The following is a 20594-nucleotide window of genomic DNA, read 5'->3' as shown; positions in this document are numbered from 1 at the left end:
GCTGCGCGCGTCGGCCTTGGTGTCGATGAAGCGGCCATAGCTGTTCAGGCGCGCGTGGCGCTGCTCGATCAGCTCTTTGGGTTTGAGGTCGGCCACTTGGCGCAGGGCGTCGGTGAGCGCGCGCTTGAGGAAGGCCGCCATCTGCTTGGGGTCGCGGTGCGCGCCGCCCACCGGTTCGCTCACGATCTTGTCCACCAACCCCAGCGCCTTGAGACGGTGCGCGGTGATGCCCAGCGCCTCGGCGGCGTCGCTGGCGCGCTCGCTGGTTTTCCACAAAATGGAGGCGCAGCCTTCGGGGCTGATGACCGAATAAACCGCGTACTGCAGCATCAGCACCTGGTCGGCCACGGCGATGGCCAGCGCGCCACCCGAGCCGCCCTCGCCGATGATGGTGCTGATGATCGGCACCTCGAGCTGCGCCATCTCGTAGATGTTGCGCCCGATGGCCTCGGACTGGCTGCGTTCCTCGGCGTCGATGCCGGGGAAGGCGCCGGGGGTGTCCACAAAGGTGAACACCGGCAGCCGGAACTTCTCGGCCAGCTTCATCAGGCGCAGCGCTTTGCGGTAGCCCTCGGGGCGCGTCATGCCAAAGTTGCGCAACGTGCGCTCTTTGGTGTCGCGCCCTTTTTGCTGGCCCAGCACCACGCAGGGCTGGCCGTTGAAGCGCGCCAGCCCGCCGACGATGCTCTGGTCGTCGGCAAAATGGCGGTCGCCGTGCAACTCGACAAAGTGGCTGAAGATCTCGCGCACGTAATCGAGCGTATAGGGGCGCTCGCTGTGGCGGGCGATCTTGGTCACCTGCCACGGCGTGAGGTGGGTGTAGAGGTCTTTGGTGAGTTGCAGGCTTTTTTTGCTCAGCTGCTCGATCTCTTGCGAGATATCGACCGCCGATTCGCTCTGCACGTAGCGCAGCTCTTCGATTTTGCTTTCGAGCTCGGCGAGGGGCTGCTCGAAATCGAGAAAAACTTTTTTGGCCAAGATCGGGCTCCTGGTTCGGGGTCAATGAACAGTCAAAGAACAAACGGGGCTGGGCCGCGGCGGCGCCTCAGAGGCTGAGAGGCCATTCAATAAGCCACCGGCAGCGGGTCGAGCGAGCGCCAAATATACCAAGTCGCCACGCTGCAGTACGGCGCCCAAGGGGCGGCGACTTCGCGCGCGTCGCTGCGGCTCACCGGCTCGCCCGAAAAATAACTCTGGCTGATGCCGCGGATCAGCCCCACGTCGTCGAGCGGTAGCACGTTGGGGCGCAGCAGGTGAAAGATGAGGAACATCTCGGCCGTCCAGCGCCCGATGCCGCGGATCGCCACCAGTTGTTTGACGATGGCCTCGTCGTCCATGCCCGGCCATTCGTCGGGGCGCAGGTGGCCGCTGTCGAAGTGCAAGGCCAGATCGACGAGGTACTCGACCTTGCGCGCGCTCAGGCCGGCGGCGCGCATTTCATCCACGCGCAGGCGCAACAAGGCCGCGGGTTCGAACTGCGGCAGCAGCTTTTCGAAGCGCTGCCAAACGGCTTGCGCCGCCGCCACCGAAATCTGCTGACCGATGACGCTGCGCACCAGAGTAACGAAGGGGTCGCCGTGCGACTGCAGGCCGGCGTGCGTGGTTTGGGGGATGAGTTTGCACAGCACCCGGTCGCGCTCGATCAGGTGCGTGCAGGCCTCGGCCCAATAGGGCGGCAGACGGCAGACTGGCATCAGGCCCGCACCCATGTGGTGCCTTGGGCGCTGTCTTGCAGCAGCACGCCTTGGTCTTGCAGCTGCAGGCGGATGCGGTCGGCCAAGGCAAAGTCGCGCGCGGCCTTGGCGGCGCGACGCTCGGCGATCAGGGCCTCGATGGCGCTCGCTGGCAAGCCGTCGGCAACGGCTGCCGCCCCCACGCCGCCTTGCAAAAACGCTTGCGGCTCTTGCTGCAGCAGCCCCAAAATGGCACCCAGCGCCTTGAGCAACGCTGCCAAGGCGGCGCTGCGGCTGCGGTTGACTTCGGTGGCCAACTCGAACAGCAGCGCCAGCGCTTGCGGGGTACCAAAGTCGTCGTCCAGGGCGGCCTTGAAGCGCGCGGCGTGCGGTTCGGCCCAGTTGATGGCCGCGGGAGCGGCGCCCTCACCAGCCGGCGCGACGGGCACCGCCGCCAGCGCGGTGTAGAGGCGACGCAAGGCGCTGCGGGCGTCGTCGAGGTGCGCGTCGGAGTAGTTGAGCGCGCTGCGGTAGTGCGCGCGCAGCATGAAAAAGCGCAGCGTTTCGGGCTCGTAGCGCTGCAGCACCTCGCGGATGGTGAAAAAGTTGCCCAAGCTCTTGGACATTTTTTCTTCATCGACGCGCACAAAGCCGTTGTGCATCCAAAAGCGCGCCAAGGGCTGGCCGCTGGCGCCTTCGCTTTGGGCAATTTCGTTTTCGTGGTGCGGAAATTGCAGGTCGGCACCGCCGCCGTGGATGTCGAAAGACTCGCCCAGCAACGCGCAGCTCATGGCCGAGCACTCGATGTGCCAGCCCGGCCGCCCGGCGCCGTAAGGGCTGGGCCACTGCACGTCGGCGGGCTCGTCGGGCTTGGCCGCTTTCCAGAGCACGAAGTCGAGCGGGTCGCGCTTGTCGTCGGCCACGGCCACGCGCTCGCCGGCGCGCAGCTCGTCGAGGCTCTTGCCCGAGAGCTTGCCGTAGCCGGCAAAGGCGCGCACGGCGTAGTTCACATCGCCGTCGGCGGCGCGGTAGGCCAGCCCCTTTTGCTCCAGCTGCCCGATCAGGGCCAGCATCTGCGGCACGTAGTCGGTGGCGCGCGGTTCGTGGGTCGGGCGCTCGATGCCCAGCGCGTCGGCGTCTTGGTGCAGGGCCTCGACCATGCGCGTGGTCAGGCTGCGGATGGTTTCGCCGTTGTGCAGCGCGCGGGCAATGATCTTGTCGTCGATGTCGGTGATGTTGCGCACGTAGGTCACGCGGTAGCCGCTGGCCTTGAGCCAGCGCTGCACCACGTCGAAAGCCAGCATGGAACGCGCATGCCCGAGGTGGCACAGGTCATAGACCGTCATGCCGCAGACGTAGATGCGCACGTGGCCGGGCTGCAGCGGCTGGAAGGTTTCGAGACGGCGCGTGAGCGTGTTGTGGATGCGCAGGGTCATGGGCTGGGGGCAAATCGAGGGAATCTGGGCACCTGTGCCCAAACGGCTGGGCGTGGGGGCTGCACGGCAAGCCATCAGAACACAAAACGGTGTGCACAGCGCAGCAATCAGCAGGGCGTCCCGTGGGGCCTACAACCGGATCCACCATGGGACTAAAGGCTGGGCAAGCCCGAATCGGGGCCGCGCAGATACAATCCGGCAAGTATATCGGCGCCGTCGCTGCCGCCGCCGCTGCCGTTACCGGTTTCTGCTTTTGAGCACCAGCCCGCCCCCTTTGCACATGCCCTTTGCCCCCACTGCCCGCCGCTGGCGGCCCTTGCGCCCGCGCCACGCCCACCACCTGCTGGCCGCTGCCCTGCTGGCGCTGCTGCTCGGGTTGGGCTTAGGCGCCCCGGCGCTGGCGCAAGATGCCCCCTACGACGCGGTGCAGCGCCAAAGCCAGGCCGGCGATTGGCCCGCCGCGCTGGCGCAGGCCGACGCTTGGCTGGCGCAGCACCCGGCCGATGCGCAGATGCGTTTTATGCGCGCCGTGCTGCTGCAGCGCATGGGCCAGACGGATGCCGCCAAAGCCGCCTTCACCGCCCTGGTGCAAGAGCACCCGGAGCTGCCCGAACCGCACAACAACCTGGCCGTGCTGCACGCCGCCGCCGGGCGTTTGCTCGAAGCGCAACTGGCCCTCGAGCAGGCGCTGCGCCTGCACCCGCACTACGCCACCGCATGGCGCAACTTGGGCGACGTGCAGTTGCAACGCGCCGCCGAAGCCTATCGCCGCGCCCTTGAGCAGACACCGCACGCTCCCGGCCTAGCCCAGCGGCTGCAGGCGCTCGAGGCCTTGCTGGCTACCGCCGCACCGGCGCGCTGACGCACACGCCACGCCCCAGCTCCCTTGGTGCACTGTCCAATCGTCCATCCCCCCGCCCCCCTTCTAGCCCTACCCACCATGCAACGCCGCCACTTCGCCCCCCTCCTGCTCGGCTCGGTCGCGCTCGCCAGCGCCCTAAGCTTGGGCAGCGCCCATGCGCAAGCGCCCACAGCCGCCCCGGCCACCGCACCCGCTGCGGCCCCGCGCGTCACCCTTAACACCAATCTGGGTGCGATCGTGCTCGAACTCGACCCGGTGCGCGCGCCGCTGACGGTGCAAAACTTTCTGCAATACGTGCGCGACGGCCACTACCACGGCACCGTGTTTCACCGCGTCATCCCCGGCTTCATGATCCAGGGCGGGGGCTTTACGGTCGAGATGCAGCAAAAGCCCACCCGGCCCCCGATCGCGCTCGAAGCCCGCAACGGCCTGAGCAACCTGCGCGGCACGGTGGCCATGGCGCGCACCCAGGTGCCTGATTCGGCCACGGCGCAGTTCTTCATCAACGTCGTGGACAACCCCATGCTCGATCAGCCGCGCTCGCCCGACGGCCACGGTTACGCCGTCTTTGGCCGCGTGGTCTCGGGGCTCGACGTGGTCGATCGCATCCGCGCCGTGCCCACCGGCCGCCGGGGCGCGTTCAGCAACGTGCCCCTGCAACCCGTCACCATTCTCAACGCCACTTTGGAGCAATAAACACCATGGCCAACCCGCAAGTCGAACTGCACATCGCCGGTCGCGGCGTCATCACCCTCGAGCTCGACGCCGACAAGGCGCCCATTTCGGCCGCCAATTTCCTCGCCTACGTGCGCAGCGGCCACTACGACGGCACCGTGTTTCACCGCGTGATCGACGGCTTCATGCTCCAAGGCGGCGGCTTTGCCCCCGGCATGAAGCAAAAGCCCACGCTCGACCCGATCGAAAACGAAGCCAACAACGGCCTCAAAAACGACCGCTACACGGTGGCCATGGCGCGCACCTCGGCGCCGCATTCGGCTTCGGCGCAGTTCTTTATCAACGTCGCCGACAACGGCTTTTTGAACCACACCGCCCCCACCGCGCAGGGCTGGGGCTACGCCGTGTTTGGCAAAGTGATCGCCGGCACCGAGGTGGTGGACGCGCTCCGCAGCGTCAAGACCGGGCGCAAGGGCATGCACGACGACGTGCCGCTGGACGACGTGGTGCTGGAAAAAGCCGTCGAGCTGGCGGGCAGCGCAGCCTGATGCGGCCCCTGCCGGGATGCTTGCCGGGCTGCGAGCAGGCCCGGCGGCCGCCCCGGCTGCACCGGCCGCATACCACCATCCCAGCCATCCCCTTGCGCTTGGCCCCTTGCGCCCCATGAAGCGCGCACCGACGCACATCACCCTGCGACCATGAACGATGCCACCCTGACGGCGGCGCAGCGGGCGCTGCCCACACCCGACCGCGTCTGCGCCGCCCCCGCGTGGGAGCAAGTCGAGTTCATCTCCGACCTGCACCTGCGCCCCGAAGACCCCAGCACGGCATCGGCCTGGCTGCACTACCTCGAGCACGGCCGCTTCGACGCCCTGTTCATTCTCGGCGACCTGTTCGAACTCTGGTTCGGTGACGACATGCTGCAGCGCCCGAGCGCAACCCCCGACAGCGCGCTGCTGCAGCGCAGCGTGGCCGCGCTGGCTGCGGCCAGCGCGCGCGCGCCGATCTACCTGATGCACGGCAACCGCGACTTTCTCCTCGGCGGTGCCTTTGCCGAAACCAGCGGCGTGCGCCTGATCGCCGACCCCTGCGTGTTCGAATACGCCGGCCAGCGCTTGCTGCTCAGCCACGGCGACGCCTGGTGCCTGGAAGACCGCAGCTACCAAAGTTTTCGCCAGATGGTGCGCGCACCCGACTGGCAGCGGGGCTTTCTGGCGCGCCCCTTGGCCGAGCGCGAGGCGCTGGCGCGCATGGCACGCCACACCAGCGAGAGCCAGCGCAGCGTGGGCGCGGGTTCGGTCTCGGGCAGTGCCAGCGCCACCGGCACGGCCCATACGGCCCATACGGCCAATGCGTCCCAAGCGGCCAGCGCCGACTACGCCGACCTGGACGCGGCCACCGTCTGCGACTGGCTGCACGCCACGGCCTGCCAGACCCTGATCCACGGCCACACCCACCGCCCCGGGCTGCACGATCTGGGGTTGGGCTTGCAGCGCCTGGTGCTGAGCGACTGGTGCGGCCTGAGCCAACCGCCGCGGCGCGAGGTGCTGCGGCTCGACCGCTTGGGCCAGTTCAGCCGCCTGAGCCCGGAACAGGCCACCGCACAAACACCGGCCGCGCCGCCACCGGCCGCCCACATGGCCGCTGCCCAAGCAGCCGCCGCACCGCTGCCCCGGCCAGCGGCATGAGCCCGGCGCCGCGCTGGTTGCGCGTGCTGCGCCACAGCCGCTGGGCCCGCGCGCTGACGCGCTGGCTGGGCGGCGCACCGCCCATCCCGGCGGGCCTTTGGCGGCACGTGGTGCAGGCGCAGCCCTTCTTGCACCGGCTGGAGCCCGGCCAGCTCGAGCGTTTGCAGCTCTTGTGCCGCCATTTTTTGGCCCAAAAAACCTTCAGCGGCGCCAACGGCTTGCAGATCAACGACGAGATCGCCCTGACCATCGCCACCCAGGCCTGCCTGCCGTGGATCCACTGGGGCCTGTCGGGGCTGGACTGGTACCGGGGTTTTGTCGGCATCGTGGTGCACCCAGATGAAGTCTGGGCTCAGCGCGAAGAAACCGACGAGGCCGGCGTGGTGCACCGCTGGCGCGAGGCGCTGGCGGGCGAAGCCATGCAGGGCGGGCCGCTGATGCTGGCTTGGTCGCACGTGCGCACGGCCAGCGCCACGGCGCAGCAGGGCCACAACCTGGTGATCCACGAGTTTGCGCACCAGATCGACCTGCGCCACAAATCGCGCCACCAAGCGGCCGACGGCTGCCCCCGGTTGCCGAACGGCTTTCTGGGGCTGGCAGCGCCGGCCGCAGCGCAACACTGGCGCACGCTCTGGGGCCAGCAGCACCGCCGCTTCGTGCGCGAGGTGCAAATGGCCGAGCGCTTCGGCGCCCCCATGCCCTGGCTCGACGCCTACGGCGCCACCGATGCAGCCGAGTTTTTTGCCGTGGCCTGCGAGGCCTATACGGTGCAGCGGGCGCGCTTCGGGGCCGAATTCCCGCTCTTGCTGCCGCTGCTGGATGCTTTTTTCAGGCACCCGGCGGCGGCAACCGCAGCGCCTTAGCGGCGCAGCAGCACCTTGAGCACCGCCTGCAAGCGCTCGGCAGCGGCGGCGTCGTGGGGGCTGGCCAGCACCTGCGCCACGTCGTGGGCCCAGGTTTGCGCGGGGGCCGGGTCGTGGCGGCGCGTGAGCAGTTGCAGTTGCAGGGCCCGCCGGGCCTCGAGGTGCGCCACCGGGGTGGGCAGTTCGGCCGCCATTTCGAGCCGCAGCAGGTGCGTGCCACACGCGGCGGCGGCGGCATCGGAACCCGCCTGCGTCAGGGCGGCGGCCCACGCCGCACGCGCGGCGGCGGCGGCCTTGCCGCCCAGGGCCTGCGCGCTCGGCAACTGGGCCGGGTTGCGCTGCTGCCAGGCAGCGAGCAAACCCATCAGGGCCTCGCCGTGGGCCTGCGTCGCCAGCTTCTTGAGTGCCAGCTCGGCTTGCTCCAGCGCCTGGCGCTGGGCACGGAAGGCCGCGTCGCCCAAGCGGGGGCCGCGCTCCTCGCGCTCGTTGCTGCGCCAATCGGCGCGCTCGCCACCGCGCTGCGCGGCCCGTGCGTCGCCCGCAAAGCCCGCGCGTGGACCTTGGCGGGCATCGCGGCCCGCAGCACCGGCGGGACGGCCAGACTGGGGCTGCGCGCGCGCCATGCCGGGCCGGTCGTCGCCGCGCATGGCCACCAGCTTGCGCGGGGTGGCGGCCGGGGCGGCCGGGGCCTTGCCGTCGGCTTCGGGTTGGGCCTCGGGTTGGGCCTCGGGTTGGACCTCGGGCTGGGCCTCGGATTGGGCTTGGGCCGCATCGGCGCCGGCCCCTGCCGCAGCCGGTTCTGGCTGGCTGGGGGTGGGGGGTGCCACGGCGGCCACGGTTTGGCCGCGCAGCACGGCTTGCAGGGCCTCGCTGGCGCTGCGGATGCGCTGCACGTCACCCGCTGCGCAGGCGGCTTCGAGCGCCTGGGCGGCTTGCAGCACGGCCTGGTCGTGCGCGCTCAGGGCAGCGGCGACGTGCACGCGCTCGGCCGTCTTGCGCTCGAAGGCGGCGTCGATGGGCTGGCGAAAGGCCTCCCACAGCTTTTGTTCGAGGCGCCGATCCAGCGGCACGGCGTGCGCTTCTTGCTGCCAGCGCTGTTGCAGCGCCTTGACGGCGTCAATGCGCAAGGTGGGCATCTGGCCCAGCGCCTGGGCCTCGGCAATCAGGGCCTGGCGGCGCTGCACGCTCTGCTCTTGGGCGGCCTCTAGGCGCGCATGGGCCTGGGCCATGGCCGCCTTCCACAGCGGCTGCAGCTCGGCATAGAGCTTTTCGCTCAGGTGGCCGCACTCGCGCCAGCGCTCCGACAGGGCATGCAGCTCGCGCAGTTGCAGCTTCCAGTCGGTGCTGGTGGCGTGCGCCGCCGTCCAAGCGTGCACTTCGTCGATCAGCGCCAGGCGTTGGGCCCGATTGGCTTGGTTTTGTTGCTTGATCTGCTCCAGCCAGGCCTCGACCTGCTTGTGCGCCTCGTTGCAGGCCTCGTCGAACTTTTTCCACAGCGCCTGGTTCGACGCCCCGCCCTGATCGGTGGCTTTCCACTGCTCGCGCAGCTGTCGCAGCGCCTCTTGCACCTTGCGCCCGCCCATGCGCTGACCCTCGGGGGCCTGGGTGAGCGCGACCGCCTTGGCCAGCAGCTCTTCGCGCAACTGATCGGCGCGCCAGCGCTGCCAGCCTTCGAGCTCGCTGCTGCTGACCAAGGCGGCCTGGGCCTCGGCCTCGAGCGCGGGCGCGATGTGGCGGCCATGGTCTTTGAGCACCTGACGCAAGGCGGCCGCGGCCTTGGGAGCGGTTTTGCTGTGCCCTTGGGCCAGCTCCTGTTGCAAGGCCTGCAGGGCCGCAGCCACAGCCTGGTTGGCTTGTTGCTGGCGCGCCGCCTGCTCGGCGGCATCGGCGGCGGGCGGCGCCGCCACGCCGCGCAGGGCGCGCAGCTCGTCGGCCCACACCGGCACCGCCGGCAGGGCCACCTGCTCGTCGGTGGCCGCAGCCAAGGCCTGGGTGAGCGCGGCGTCAAAGGCTTCCCAGACCAAGTTGAGCTGGTTGCGCGAGGTTTCGAGTTGCTGCGCGTACCTGGGCTCGAGGCTGGCCCAGGCGGGGTCGGCGCACAAGCCGCTGGCGCGGGATTGCCAAGCGGCCACGTCGCTGTGCAGGGGTTCGCGCTGCGCCTGCGCCTCGGTCAGCGGCTTGGTCGAGAGCAGCTCGATGCGCTGCGCCAGCAGCACCGCCGCCTCGCGCTCTACCTGCACCTGGTGCTGCAGGTCTTCGAGCGCCTTCATGCGCGCGCTCAAGGCCAGCCGCAAACCGGCCAGCGGCTCGCGCGACAGCGGTGCCCCGGCCTTGGCGGCTTCGCGCTGCCAGCCCATGGCGTCGGCCAGGTTGAGGCGTGGCAGGGCCAACAGGGCCTGCGCCTTGGCCGCCCACTCTTCAGCGATCGCGTCCTGGGCCTTGATGCGCTTGAGCTCGTCGAGTTTGTCCTTGAGCGGCTTGGCCGCACCTTTGTCGCGGTGCGAGAGCTCGCGATAGACCTCGGTCATTTGCTCGATGCTGGGCTCGCTGGCGAGCCACTCGCGCAGCCGGGTGGCGCGCTCGCCCGAAGTCGGGGACTTGAACGCCCCTCCGGTCAGGGCGTCGAGTTGCGACAGGTCGGCGGTGGATGGGGCGGACTTGACAGAGGCGTTCACGGCTTCGGGGGTGGTAGGCAAGGCGATGCGCGCACCCACGTAGCGTGTGGTGCATGGGCACATCGGGTTAATCGGGATAAGTGCAGCTTCGGCCTTCTATTGTCGCCGCTTTCGCCGCCCAAATGGGCGCACGACCCCAAGCAAATCTGCACGGTGGTGCCAGCGCGCGCATTTTGCAGCCGTGGCGCCACAACGGCCTGGCCGGCCAAGGCACAACCATCGGCCGGCCTAGCCGGCCAAGGCACAACCATCGGCCCGGCCTAGCCGGCCCATAGGTCCAGCGGCGGGTCGTGCACCACGGCTTTGAGGATGTCGGAGCGGGTGACGAAACCCTCGAGGCGGCCGTCGGCATCGACCACCGGCAAGCCCTGCAAGCCGGTATCGAGCAGCACCAGCGCCAAGCGGCGCAAATCGGCCTGGGGGCTGACGGCGGGCACGGGGCTGATCATCACCTCCGTCACGGGCTGGGCCATCAGGGCCTGCCAGACCAGGGCGTGGCCGTCGGGGGCGGGCAGGCGCTCGGGTTGCATCAGTTCGGCGCGCGAAAGCAGCCCGATGACGCCGCCGTGGCGATCCAGCACCGGGGCCTGCCCGATGCCGCGCTGATACAAGGTCCACCAACCTTGGCGCACGGTCATGTCGTGCGTCAGCGCAACGGGTTTGCGGCTCATGACGTCGGCCACGGTGCGCAGCGCCCGCCGCGCCTGCGGCGCCCGTTGCAACTGGTTGTAGGAACTCAGGGCGTGGGCGCTGCCACGGTGCTCGGCATGGTGCGCGGCACCTGCGTCGGCATCGGGCGGGTTCAAGGGGCGATCGAACTCGGGCTCGAGGGCGCGCGTGCGCACGGTGCGCAAGGTGGGCACGACGCGGCGCAGACCCTCCGCCAAACCGCGGTACATGAGCCCAGACGTGCCGTAGATCGCAAACATGACAGCCCCTCGAGCACTGATGCAACATGGCCGCATTATCCAAAGTTGTCCATTCGGCGCAAGCAGTTAAATGACTTGCGCCTGTAGCCACCGGGGACCGGCACCGATCGTCGCCCGGCCAGCGCCACGGTCTAGTGTGGCGTTGCGCGCTATCTGGAACATAAAACCGCGCCTTTTCGTCCCTGCTGTCGTTGCAAATCCGCGCCATAGTGGCACTATGGCTGTGGTTTGCGCCTAAGCAGGGCCAAAAATCCATCGGTTTTATTTGCCCCATCAAGCGCGCACCACCACACTAGGGCAAAAACAAGGCTTGCAGGTCGTTGAGAAAATCAAAACCGCGCGCGCTCGGCCGGATGCGCCAGGCGTCGCGCTCGATCCAGCCTTGGGCTTCGGCCTTGGCCAGCGGGGCCTGGATCGCGCTCAGCGGCAAGCCGGTGCGGGCGGCAAAATCGGCCACGGCAAAGCCCTCGCGCAGGCGCAGCGCGTTGAGCATGAATTCGAACGGCAGTTCGCTTGCCGGCACCTCGTGCTCGCTGGCCACCGGCTGGCCCTGCAGGGCCTGTTCCATGTAGCGCTGCGGGTCGCGCCAGCGCACTTGGCGCAGCAGGCGCTGCGCAAAACTGATTTTGCCGTGGGCCCCGGCCCCGATGCCGAGGTAATCGCCAAAGCGCCAGTAGTTCAGGTTGTGCAGGCATTGGCGCTCGGCCCGGGCATAGGCCGACACCTCGTAGCGCTGCAGTCCCGCGCTGGCGCAGCGCGCGCCGATGGCGTCGAGCATGGTCCAGGCGCTGTCTTCGTCGGGCAAATGCGGCGGCGGATGCTTGGCAAACACGGTGTTGGGCTCGAGCGTGAGGTGGTAGAGCGACAGGTGTGGCGGCGCATAGCCCAGGGCGCGCTCGAGGTCGTGCTGCAAATCGCTCAGCGTCTGCCCCGGCAACGCGTACATCAGATCGAGGTTGAAAGACTCGAAGTGCTGCGCGGCTTCGGCCACCGCCGCGTGCGCCTGGGCGGCGTCGTGCACCCGGCCCAGCGCCTGCAAAAAGCGATCGTCAAAGGATTGCACGCCCACGCTCAGGCGCGTCACACCGGCGCTGCGGTAAGCGGCAAAGCGCTCGCGCTCGAAGCTGCCGGGGTTGGCTTCGAGCGTGATTTCGGCCTCGGGCAGCAGCGGCAGCAGGGCGCGCACGTCGGACAACAACCGCTCGAGCGCCTCGGGCGGCAGCAGGCTGGGCGTGCCGCCACCCAAAAAGACGCTGTGCACGGCGCGCCCCCAGACCAGCGGCAGGCTGGCTTCGAGGTCGGCGCGCAGGGCTTGCAGGTAGCGCGCCCAAGGAGGGGCGGCGGCGCCGTCGAGGGCGTGGGAATTGAAGTCGCAGTACGGGCACTTTTTGATGCACCACGGCAGGTGCACGTACAGGCTCAGCGGCGGCAGGCTCGAGAGCTGGATGCGCCCCGGGCGCTCCAGGCGCACGCTCTGGGCGCTCACTGAACTGGCGCTGCTCACTGGACTGGCGCCCTGGCCGCGCTGTCTGGCCCCAGCCAGCGCTGGCGCATCAGCTCCAACATGGCACGGGCCGCTTGGCCGCGGTGGCTGAGGCGGTTTTTGAGCTCGGGTGGCAACTGGGCGCAGGTTTGTCCGTGCTCGGGCAGGTAGAGCACGGGGTCGAAGCCAAAGCCGTGCGTCCCCACCGGTTCGGTGGTGATCAGGCCTTGCAGGCGGCCGCTGGCCACCAGGGGCTCGGAGTCGTCGGGGTTGCGCAGCGCCACCAGGGTGCTGACCAAGGCCGCGCGCCGGTCGCCAATGCCCTGCATCTGCTCGAGCAGGGCGCGCACGTTGTGGGCGTCGCCCTTGGGGTAGCCAAAACGGGTGGCGTAAAAAGCGGTGTCCACCCCCGGCTGCCCGCCAAAGGCCTCGACGCACAGGCCGGCGTCATCGGCCAGCGCCGGCAGGCCGCTGGCGGCGCTGGCGTGGCGCGCCTTGGCCAGCGCGTTTTCCACGAAGGTGCGGTGCGGCTCAGCGGCCGCGGCGATGCCCAGTTCGGCCTGGCTCTGCAAACGCACGCCCAAGGGCCCGAACAGGGCTTGCAGCTCGGCCAGCTTGCCCGCGTTGTGGGTGGCCAGCACCAGGGTCAGGGCCGGCTTCAGCATGGCCCCACGGCACCAGCAGGCAAGCCGATCGCCGCGCGCTGCAGCCCGATGAGCTCGGTGATGCCACTTTCGGCCAAGCGCAGCATCTGGCCCATTTGCTCGTGGCTGAAAGCTTGGCCTTCGGCGGTGCCCTGCACCTCCACGAAATGGCCGGCGCCGGTCATGACCACGTTCATGTCGGTGTCGCAAGCCGCGTCTTCGTCGTAGTCCAGATCGAGCAGCGCCACACCTTGCAGCAGCCCCACCGACACCGCCGCCACGGGCTGGAGCAAAGGCGACTGCGTCAGCCGGCCTTGCTCCAGCAGGAACTGCACCGCGTCGTGCGCCGCCACCCAGGCACCGGTGATGGCGGCGGTGCGGGTGCCGCCGTCGGCTTGCAGCACGTCGCAGTCGAGTGTCAGGGTGCGCTCGCCCAGCGCCTGCAGGTCGAACACCGCGCGCAGCGAGCGCCCGATCAGGCGCTGAATCTCTTGCGTGCGCCCGCTTTGCTTGCCCTTGGCGGCCTCGCGCGCGCTGCGGGTGTGGGTGGCGCGCGGCAGCATGCCGTACTCGGCCGTCACCCAGCCGGCGCCGCTGCCTTTTTGGTGCGGTGGCACCTTGTCTTCGACACTGGCGGTGCACAGCACCCGCGTGCGACCAAACTCGACCAACACCGAACCTTCGGCGTGGCAGGTGTAGGCGCGGGTGATGCGCACGGGGCGCAGGGCGTGGGCCGGGCGGGCGCCGAGGCGCTGGCTGGCCTGGATACCCGCTTGGGTGGTGCTCGCTTGAGCTGTCAGGGCGTTGGAAGTCATGGGGGTAACAGTGCAAAAAATCAGGGTCGGTTGCGGCGCACGGCGGTGCGGCGGATGGCGGCATGGATCTCGTCGATCGATCGTTCTATGCGCCCCAGGTCGAACACATCGCTGCCTTCGTCGCGGCTCGATGGGGCGTCGGCGTCTGGCTCGGGTGGTGCGTCGTGTGCGGTCGCAGGATCCGCTTCGGCAGCCCCGGCGGTGCCCCACTCCAGCGCCAGCAAAGACACGTTGTCGCTGTGGGGGCCGGCCTTGAGCAAGGCCAGGCGCACCAAGTCGGGCACGCCATCGCTCAGCGAGCGCCCTTGCAGGCCGGCAGCGATCGCGTCGTCGCCCAAGGGCGACCACAGGCCGTCGGAACACAGCAGCAGTTGGTCGCCGGCGCGCAGCGTCATGGGGCCGGTGTGGTCGAACAAGGGCGGCGTGGACGAACCCAGGCAGGTAAAGAGCAGGTTGCGGTTCGGCAGATGAGGCCGATGGGGCAAGTGCGCAAACAGCTCGGGCTTGTCGTGGTGGCTGTGGTCGCGGGTGCGAAACCACACCTGCCCAGCGCGCAACCCGTACAGGCGTGAATCGCCCGCGTGCACCGCCCACAGCTGGTTGTCTTGCAGCACCGCCGCCACCACGGTGGTGCGCGGCTGCTCGGGCAGGTCGTTGGAGCGGGCGTAATCGACGATGGCGCGATTGGCTTGCAGCAAGGTGTGCTGCAGAAAAACCTGGGGGTTGGCCAGCCGGGGCCTGGCCTGGGCCAGAAAAGACTGGGCATAAACCCGCACCGCAATTTCGGCCGCCCGCTCCCCCCCGCTGTAGCCCCCCATGCCATCGGCCAGGACGAGCAAGACCCCCTCGGGCGAGTGGGTGTAGCCCAAGCGGTCTTCGTTGTCGTCGCGCCCCCCTTGGCTGCTGGCCTGATACACCGAAAACTTCATGACTCGGGATAAAAGCTGGAGCGTCCCGAGGGCGTGACAGGTTGTTTGGATGCGCCCGGCCAGAGGCGCCCGACCTGCTGGCGCAGCCTGTCGACCAGTGTCGGCGGAGTGTAGATGGGCACGGGTTCGCGCTGCAATTCCTTTTGCAACTCGAACACCGACTGCGGCCGCGCCGTGGCCGGCAGCGCCATGCACCACTGCACGACCTCGATCAGGTTGTCGGAATACAAACCGCGCAGGCGCGACATGGCCAGCGGCAACCGGTCTTTTTCGAGGCGCTGCGGCGCGTCGTGGGGCGGATACCCCTGCATGCACGAGTACAGGCAGGCACCGACGGCGTACAGATCGGTCCAGGGGCCCAGCTGGGCACCGCGCTCGTACATTTCGGGGGCGGCAAAGCCCGGGGTGTACATGGGGCGCACGAAGTGGCCCTCGTTGCTCAGCACCTCGCGGGCGGCACCAAAATCGATCAACACGGCCTTGTTGGCGTCGGTGATGAACACGTTGGCGGGCTTGATGTCCAGGTGCAGCATCTTGTGCTGATGCACGATGCGCAAGCCGCGCAGCAACTCATCGAACAGCGAGCGGATGGTGGCCTCGCGCAAAATCTTTTTGCGCTTGAGGGTGCGCGCGGTGACGACGAACTCCTGCAGCGAGGCGCCCTCGAGCAAGTCCATGACCATGTAAACGGTCTCGTTTTCCCGGAAAAAATTCTGCACCCCGACCACCGAAGGATGCGAAATCTGCGCCAGCGCCCGTCCTTCTTCAAAAAAACTCTTGAGGCCCAGGCGGTACAGCGAGAGCTTTTCTGGCGGCACCACGGGCAACAGCTCGCCGGGCGCGCGCAAGGCCAAAGCCGCCGGCAGGTACTCCTTGAGCGCGACCCTGAGCCCGGCCGGGTCGAGCGCCAGATAGACCAAGCCAAAACCACCGCTGGCCAACAGGCGCACGATCCGGTAGCCGCCTATCTGGGTGTCGGGTGGCAGGGGAGCGGGTTTGGTCTTTGACATAATCGGCGCAGAGCAAGCACCCGCAGCCTTGCAATCAGATCAACAAGAGAGTGAATCCGTGCCAGTTTACAGCATGACCGGTTATTCCTGCGCCAGCCAGCGCCTGCGCCCGGCCGCAGCCCCCGAGCATGCGCCCGAACTTGTGCTCGGGCTGGAAATTCGCTCGGTCAACAGCCGCTTTCTGGACTTGGGCTTTCGCCTGAGCGACGAACTGCGCGCCAGCGAACCCGCGCTGCGCGAGCGCGTGCAAGCGCTGCTCAAGCGCGGCAAGGTCGAGGTGCGCGCGTGGGTCGAGGGCCGCACCGACGCCGGTTGGCGCGCCCCCAGCAGCGCAGAACTGCAAAATCTGCTCTCCATGCAAGACCAGATCCGCACCTGGATGCCGCAAGCGCGCGAGCTCTCGGTGGCCGAGTTGCTGCAGCTGGTGGCGCGCTCGACCCCGCTCCCCAGCGCCCTGACCGAGGCCGCATCCGGCCTGTGCGAGCAGGTGCTGCACGATCTGCGCCGCGCCCGCGAGCGCGAGGGCGCGCGCCTGGCCCAGATGCTGCACGAGCGGCTGGAGCAACTGCAGGCGCTGGCGCAGCAGGCCCAGCCGCTGGTGCCGGCCCAGGTCGAACAGCAGCGGCTGCGCTTTCTGGAGCGCTGGAACGAGGCCATGGGCCACACCGCCACCGCATCCGTTTCGACTCCGGCCCCGACCGCCTCCGCCGCCGCCCAAGAGCGCGCCCTGAGCGAAGCCACCGCCTACGCCCTGCGGCTCGACATCGCCGAAGAACTGACGCGGCTGCAGTCGCACCTCAAGGAAATCGGGCAACTGCTGCAGCGCGGCGGCGAAGTGGGCAAACGGCTCGACTTCCTGATCCAGGAACTGCAACGCGAGGCCAACACCTTGGGCAGCAAATCGTCCAGCCTGGCGCTGACGCGCATCGCCGTCGACATGAAGGTGCTGATCGAGCAAATGCGCGAACAGGTGCAAAACCTCGAATGAACATGGACTACCCCGGCAACCTCTACGTCGTCTGTGCCGCCAGCGGCACCGGCAAATCGAGCCTCGTCAAGGCTTGGCGCCAAGCCGACGCGCAACTGGCGCTGTCGGTCTCGCACACCACCCGGGCGCCACGCGGACAGGAGCGCGACGGGCGCGAGTACCACTTCGTGAGCGCCGAGGCCTTCGACCAATTGCTGGCCGAGGGCGCCTTTGTGGAGTGGGCGCATGTGCACGGCCAGCGCTACGGCACCTCGCGCCCGGCGCTGGCCGACGCGCTGCGCAGCGGCGCCGACCTGGTGCTGGAGATCGACTACCAAGGGGCGCTGCAGATCAAGCAGCAGTTTCCCCATGCGGCGCTGATCTTTATCCTGCCCCCGAGCTGGGCAGCGCTGCGCGAGCGCCTGCAGCGGCGCGCCGAAGACAGCGCCGAGGTGATCGAACTGCGGCTGCGCAACGCGGTGGCCGAGGTGGCGCAAGTCGATCGCTTCGATTTCGTTATAATCAACGATTGCTTTGAGCGCGCCTTGCTCGATCTGCAGACGATCGCCCAGGCCCAGCGCTTGCGCGTGGCCACCCAGCGCCGTCAGCGCGCCGCGCTCTTTGCGGCCCTGCAGATCTAAGCGCTCAAGCCCCGTCCATTCACTTCTATACGCACCCCATGGCCCGCATCACCGTCGAAGATTGTCTGGAACAAATCCCCAACCGCTTCCAGCTCGTGTTGGCCGCCACCTACCGGGCACGCATGCTCAACCAAGGCCACACCCCCAAGGTGGAGAGCAAAAACAAAGCGGTGGTGACCGCCCTGCGCGAAATTGCCGACGGCAAAATCGGGCTCGAAATGCTCAAAAAAGTGCCCTCCTGAACCCGGTACCGAACCGCGTACCCAGCACTGCACCCAAGCCAGCCTGGGGCCGCGCCAGCGCCAGGCCCATTGTGGCGTCCGTCATGCAAGCCCAGGCCAAAGCGGCTACAGTAACGGGATCATGAGCGAGCAAGCCATCGCCACCTCCGAAACCGGCCCCGCGGCCGCACCGCAGGCCTTGGTCGAGGCGCGCTTTGCCGCGCTCGAGGCGGCTTTGGATTACCTCAGCGCCGCCGAAATCGAACAGGTGCGGCAGGCCTTTCGCTTTGCCGACCAGGCCCACTCGGGCCAGTTGCGCAACAGCGGCGACCCTTACGTCACGCACCCGATCGCCGTCGCCCTGCAGTGCACCGAGTGGAAACTCGACGCGCAGGCCCTGTGCGCGGCCCTGATGCACGACGTGCTCGAAGACTGCGGCTGCACCAAAGCCGATCTGGTGCAAGCCTTTGGCCCCCAAGTGGCCGATCTGGTCGATGGCCTGACCAAGCTCGACAAGCTCGAGTTCGACAGCCGCGAGCAAAACCAGGCCGAATCCTTTCGCAAGATGCTGCTGGCCATGGCGCGCGACGTGCGCGTGATCCTGATCAAGCTCGCCGACCGCACCCACAACATGCGCACCCTGGGCGACATGCCGCGGCGCAAGTGGGGCCGCATCAGCGCCGAAACGCTCGAAATCTACGCCCCGATCGCGCACCGGCTGGGCCTGAACAACAACTACCGCGAGCTGCAGGACCTCGCCTTCAGGCACCTGCACCCTTGGCGCTATCGGGCGCTGTCCAAGGCGCTGGACAAATCGCGCACCCGCCGCAAAGACCTCGTGGCCAAGGTGCGTGGCGAGATCGAGGGCACGTTTCTGCGCCACGGCCTCGAAGCGCGCATCGTCGGGCGCGAAAAAACGCTCTACTCGATCTACAACAAAATGGACAGCAAACACCTGTCCTTTGCCCAGGTCACCGACCTGTACGGTTTTCGCGTCATCCTGCCCGAGTTGCTCGATTGCTACCGCGCGCTGGGCATCCTGCACCAGCTCTACAAACCGCTGCCGGGCAAGTTTCGCGACTACATCGCCATCGCCAAGATGAACGGCTACCAGTCGCTGCACACCACGCTGGTGGGGCCCTTGGGCGCCAACATCGAGTTCCAGCTGCGCACCCCGGCGATGGACGTGGTGGCCGAATCCGGCGTGGCGGCGCACTGGCTCTACAAATCCAGCGCGCCCGACGCGCAGACCGCGATCGAGCCCAATGCGCAGTGGCTGCAATCGCTGCTCGACATCCAGCACGTGACGCACGACGCGGCCGAATTTCTGGACCACATCAAGATCGACCTGTTCCCGGATTCGGTCTATGTGTTCACGCCCAAGAGCCGCATCCTGACGCTGGCGCACGGGGCCACGGTGGTGGATTTTGCCTACACCATCCACTCCGACATCGGCAACCGCGCCATCGGGGCCAAGGTCAACGGCGAGCAGGTGCCCCTGAGCACCCGGCTCAAGAATGGCGATGTGGTCGAAATCCTGACCTCGCCGCACGCGCAGCCCAACCCGGCGTGGCTCGGCTTCGTCAAAACCGGGCGCGCGCGCTCCAAGATCCGCCACCACCTCAAAACGCTGGCGCTGGAAGAATCGCACGCCTTGGGCGAGCGCCTGCTGCTGCAGGCGCTGCGCGCCGAGGGCTTCATCGGCCTGCCCGACGACACCGACGAAGCGCACCAGGCGGCGTGGGACAAACTGCTGCGCTTTACCGGCAACCGCAACCGGCGCGAGCTGCTCACCGACCTCGGGCTGGGCAAGCGCATCGCGGGCATGGTGGCCAAAAAACTGGCCGCGCTGCTGGGCGAGATCGGCCACAAGCCCGACGTGCTGCTCATCAGCCAAGAGCGCTACGGCATCGCCACCGCCGACCAGGCCAGCCAAGGTGTGGTCTCGCTCGACGGCAGCGAAGGCGCCTCGGTGCAATATGCCGGCTGCTGCCTGCCGATACCGGGCGACCGCATCGTCGGCTATCTGGGCAAGGGCGACGGCCTGGTGGTGCACACCGACGACTGCCCCACGGGCAAGCGCCTGCTGCACCGCGACAGCGAGCGCTTCCTCGAGGTGGAATGGGCCGAGGAGCCCACGCGGCCGTTCGAGACCAGTGTGCTTGTGACCGTGAACAACGGCACCGGCGTGCTGGCCAAGGTGGCTGCGGCGCTGGCAGCGGCGGATGCCGACATCACACACCTGCACATGGGCGACGAGCGCGGCCAAAACACCATCGACCTGCGCTTTGCGCTGGCGGTGCGCGACCGCGTGCACCTGGCCCAGGTGCTGCGCCAGCTCAAGCGCACGGCGCCGGTGGTGCGGGCGCAGCGCCTGCGGCCGCAGCGGCCGGGTAGCTGACCTCCAGCACCTCCAGCGTTTCCCACCCCGCAGGGGTGTGCACCCGCACCTCGTCGCCCACGCGCGCTTTCAGCAGCGCCTGCGCCACCGGCGCGACCCAGCTGATCTGCCCCAAGCTCGGTTCGGCCTCGTCGATGCCCAGGATCTGCACCGTGGCCTCGCTGCCGTCGGCGCGCGCGTAGCGCACCCGAGCGCCAAAAAACACCTGCTCGCTGCCGTGCTGCAGCGCCGGATCGACCACCACCGCGATGTCGAGTCGGCGCGTCAGAAAACGGATGCGGCGGTCGATCTCGCGCAAGCGCTTCTTGCCGTACAGGTAGTCGCCGTTTTCGCTGCGGTCGCCGTTGCTGGCGGCCCAATGCACCACCTCGACCACGCGCGGGCGCTCGACGTCGAGCAAGTGCAGCAGCTCGGCGCGCAGGCGCGCGTGGCCGGCGGCGGTGAGGTAGTTTTTGCCGCGCGCCTGCGGCGGTAGGGCGCCGGCGGGCGCGTCCGTCTCGTCGTCGGGCGCGGTGTCTGGGTCGGGTTCTTTGCGGAAGGCTTGGCTCATGTGGCTTAGGCTCGGCTTACGCGACAGCCTGGCAGGGCTGGCCAGGCGCGGCGTTAAAATGTTGGGCATTGTATGCAGGGCAGGCTAGGCAAAGCGGCTTCGGCACAGCCACCTTTTTCTGCGCTGCACGCG

The 20594-nt window shown here is 68.4% G+C and carries 19 protein-coding genes and 1 pseudogene; 9 read left to right on the top strand and 11 right to left on the bottom strand.

Annotation, left to right across the window (positions count from 1 at the left end; genetic code table 11):
* Nucleotides 1–3 precede the first annotated feature (3 nt).
* The 3 genes and pseudogenes from AAAZ40_RS06480 to cysS all read right to left on the bottom strand — a co-directional run.
* Nucleotides 4–978: pseudogene (locus tag AAAZ40_RS06480) on the bottom strand (acetyl-CoA carboxylase carboxyltransferase subunit alpha); the annotation flags it as partial.
* Nucleotides 979–1064: 86 nt separating this feature from the next.
* On the bottom strand, nt 1065–1709 hold the full coding sequence (locus AAAZ40_RS06475) for a DNA-3-methyladenine glycosylase family protein (RefSeq protein WP_045535736.1): 645 nt from the start codon (nt 1707–1709) through the stop codon (nt 1065–1067).
* On the bottom strand, nt 1694–3109 hold the full coding sequence (gene cysS, locus AAAZ40_RS06470; protein WP_476659599.1) for a cysteine--tRNA ligase: 1416 nt from the start codon (nt 3107–3109) through the stop codon (nt 1694–1696). The genes AAAZ40_RS06475 and cysS overlap by 16 nt, the downstream gene beginning before the upstream one ends.
* A gap of 280 nt (nt 3110–3389) precedes the next feature.
* On the opposite strand from cysS, the gene AAAZ40_RS06465 reads away from it, so the two are divergent.
* The 5 genes from AAAZ40_RS06465 (at nt 3390) to AAAZ40_RS06445 (ending at nt 7197) form a co-directional block, all read left to right on the top strand.
* The gene (locus tag AAAZ40_RS06465; RefSeq protein ID WP_476659598.1) at nt 3390–3971 is read left to right on the top strand and encodes a tetratricopeptide repeat protein; all 582 of its coding nucleotides are present in this window, start codon (nt 3390–3392) and stop codon (nt 3969–3971) included.
* A 78-nt stretch (nt 3972–4049) separates the two neighbouring features.
* Entirely contained in the window at nt 4050–4667 is a 618-nt protein-coding gene (locus tag AAAZ40_RS06460; protein ID WP_476659597.1) for a peptidylprolyl isomerase, read from the top strand.
* Between the two features lie 5 nt (nt 4668–4672).
* Nucleotides 4673–5194 carry a peptidylprolyl isomerase gene (locus AAAZ40_RS06455; RefSeq protein WP_476659596.1) on the top strand — a complete coding sequence of 174 codons (522 nt, stop codon included), beginning with the start codon at nt 4673–4675 and terminating at the stop codon, nt 5192–5194.
* A gap of 150 nt (nt 5195–5344) precedes the next feature.
* Nucleotides 5345–6334: a UDP-2,3-diacylglucosamine diphosphatase gene (locus AAAZ40_RS06450; RefSeq protein ID WP_476659595.1), complete on the top strand. Its 990-nt coding sequence runs from the start codon at nt 5345–5347 to the stop codon at nt 6332–6334.
* Nucleotides 6331–7197, top strand: coding sequence for a M90 family metallopeptidase (locus tag AAAZ40_RS06445; RefSeq protein WP_476659594.1), 867 nt, complete (start codon nt 6331–6333; stop codon nt 7195–7197). The genes AAAZ40_RS06450 and AAAZ40_RS06445 overlap by 4 nt, the downstream gene beginning before the upstream one ends.
* Here AAAZ40_RS06445 and AAAZ40_RS06440 read toward each other — a convergent pair.
* From AAAZ40_RS06440 to AAAZ40_RS06410, 7 genes are all read right to left on the bottom strand, one after another.
* Nucleotides 7194–9935 carry a DUF349 domain-containing protein gene (locus AAAZ40_RS06440; RefSeq protein ID WP_476659593.1) on the bottom strand — a complete coding sequence of 914 codons (2742 nt, stop codon included), beginning with the start codon at nt 9933–9935 and terminating at the stop codon, nt 7194–7196. The genes AAAZ40_RS06445 and AAAZ40_RS06440 overlap by 4 nt on opposite strands.
* A gap of 197 nt (nt 9936–10132) precedes the next feature.
* The gene (locus AAAZ40_RS06435) at nt 10133–10801 is read right to left on the bottom strand and encodes a CBS domain-containing protein (protein ID WP_476659592.1); all 669 of its coding nucleotides are present in this window, start codon (nt 10799–10801) and stop codon (nt 10133–10135) included.
* A gap of 292 nt (nt 10802–11093) precedes the next feature.
* Complete coding sequence (gene hemW / locus AAAZ40_RS06430) at nt 11094–12287, bottom strand: radical SAM family heme chaperone HemW (protein ID WP_476659591.1); 1194 nt, start codon at nt 12285–12287, stop codon at nt 11094–11096.
* 14 nt (nt 12288–12301) lie between these two features.
* Nucleotides 12302–12934: an RdgB/HAM1 family non-canonical purine NTP pyrophosphatase gene (gene rdgB / locus AAAZ40_RS06425; protein WP_476661704.1), complete on the bottom strand. Its 633-nt coding sequence runs from the start codon at nt 12932–12934 to the stop codon at nt 12302–12304.
* A gap of 8 nt (nt 12935–12942) precedes the next feature.
* Nucleotides 12943–13743, bottom strand: coding sequence for a ribonuclease PH (rph, locus tag AAAZ40_RS06420; protein ID WP_476659590.1), 801 nt, complete (start codon nt 13741–13743; stop codon nt 12943–12945).
* Nucleotides 13744–13763: 20 nt separating this feature from the next.
* Nucleotides 13764–14672, bottom strand: a complete 909-nt coding sequence (locus AAAZ40_RS06415; RefSeq protein WP_476659589.1) for a PP2C family protein-serine/threonine phosphatase — start codon at nt 14670–14672, stop codon at nt 13764–13766.
* On the bottom strand, nt 14669–15682 hold the full coding sequence (locus AAAZ40_RS06410; RefSeq protein WP_476659588.1) for a serine/threonine protein kinase: 1014 nt from the start codon (nt 15680–15682) through the stop codon (nt 14669–14671). Before AAAZ40_RS06410 ends, AAAZ40_RS06415 begins: the two co-directional genes overlap by 4 nt.
* A gap of 58 nt (nt 15683–15740) precedes the next feature.
* On the opposite strand from AAAZ40_RS06410, the gene AAAZ40_RS06405 reads away from it, so the two are divergent.
* The 4 genes from AAAZ40_RS06405 to AAAZ40_RS06390 all read left to right on the top strand — a co-directional run bounded on the left by AAAZ40_RS06405 (nt 15741) and on the right by AAAZ40_RS06390 (nt 19912).
* Nucleotides 15741–16670 (top strand): YicC/YloC family endoribonuclease, encoded by a 930-nt coding sequence (locus AAAZ40_RS06405; protein WP_476659587.1) that lies wholly within the window; start codon nt 15741–15743, stop codon nt 16668–16670.
* 2 nt (nt 16671–16672) lie between these two features.
* A complete protein-coding gene (gene gmk / locus AAAZ40_RS06400) occupies nt 16673–17290 on the top strand; it encodes a guanylate kinase (RefSeq protein WP_476661703.1) in 618 nt (205 codons plus the stop codon).
* Nucleotides 17291–17328: 38 nt separating this feature from the next.
* Nucleotides 17329–17532 carry a DNA-directed RNA polymerase subunit omega gene (rpoZ, locus tag AAAZ40_RS06395; RefSeq protein WP_476659586.1) on the top strand — a complete coding sequence of 68 codons (204 nt, stop codon included), beginning with the start codon at nt 17329–17331 and terminating at the stop codon, nt 17530–17532.
* Nucleotides 17533–17653: 121 nt separating this feature from the next.
* Nucleotides 17654–19912: a RelA/SpoT family protein gene (locus AAAZ40_RS06390; RefSeq protein ID WP_476659585.1), complete on the top strand. Its 2259-nt coding sequence runs from the start codon at nt 17654–17656 to the stop codon at nt 19910–19912.
* Here the strand turns inward: AAAZ40_RS06390 and greB are convergent.
* Nucleotides 19851–20462: a transcription elongation factor GreB gene (gene greB, locus AAAZ40_RS06385; RefSeq protein ID WP_476659584.1), complete on the bottom strand. Its 612-nt coding sequence runs from the start codon at nt 20460–20462 to the stop codon at nt 19851–19853. The two genes, AAAZ40_RS06390 and greB, sit on opposite strands and share 62 nt — an antisense overlap.
* Nucleotides 20463–20594 lie beyond the last annotated feature (132 nt).

The sequence above is a fragment of the Serpentinimonas sp. SMBJO2 genome (assembly GCF_056341105.1).
This window is presented reverse-complemented; position numbering and strand designations above follow the sequence as displayed.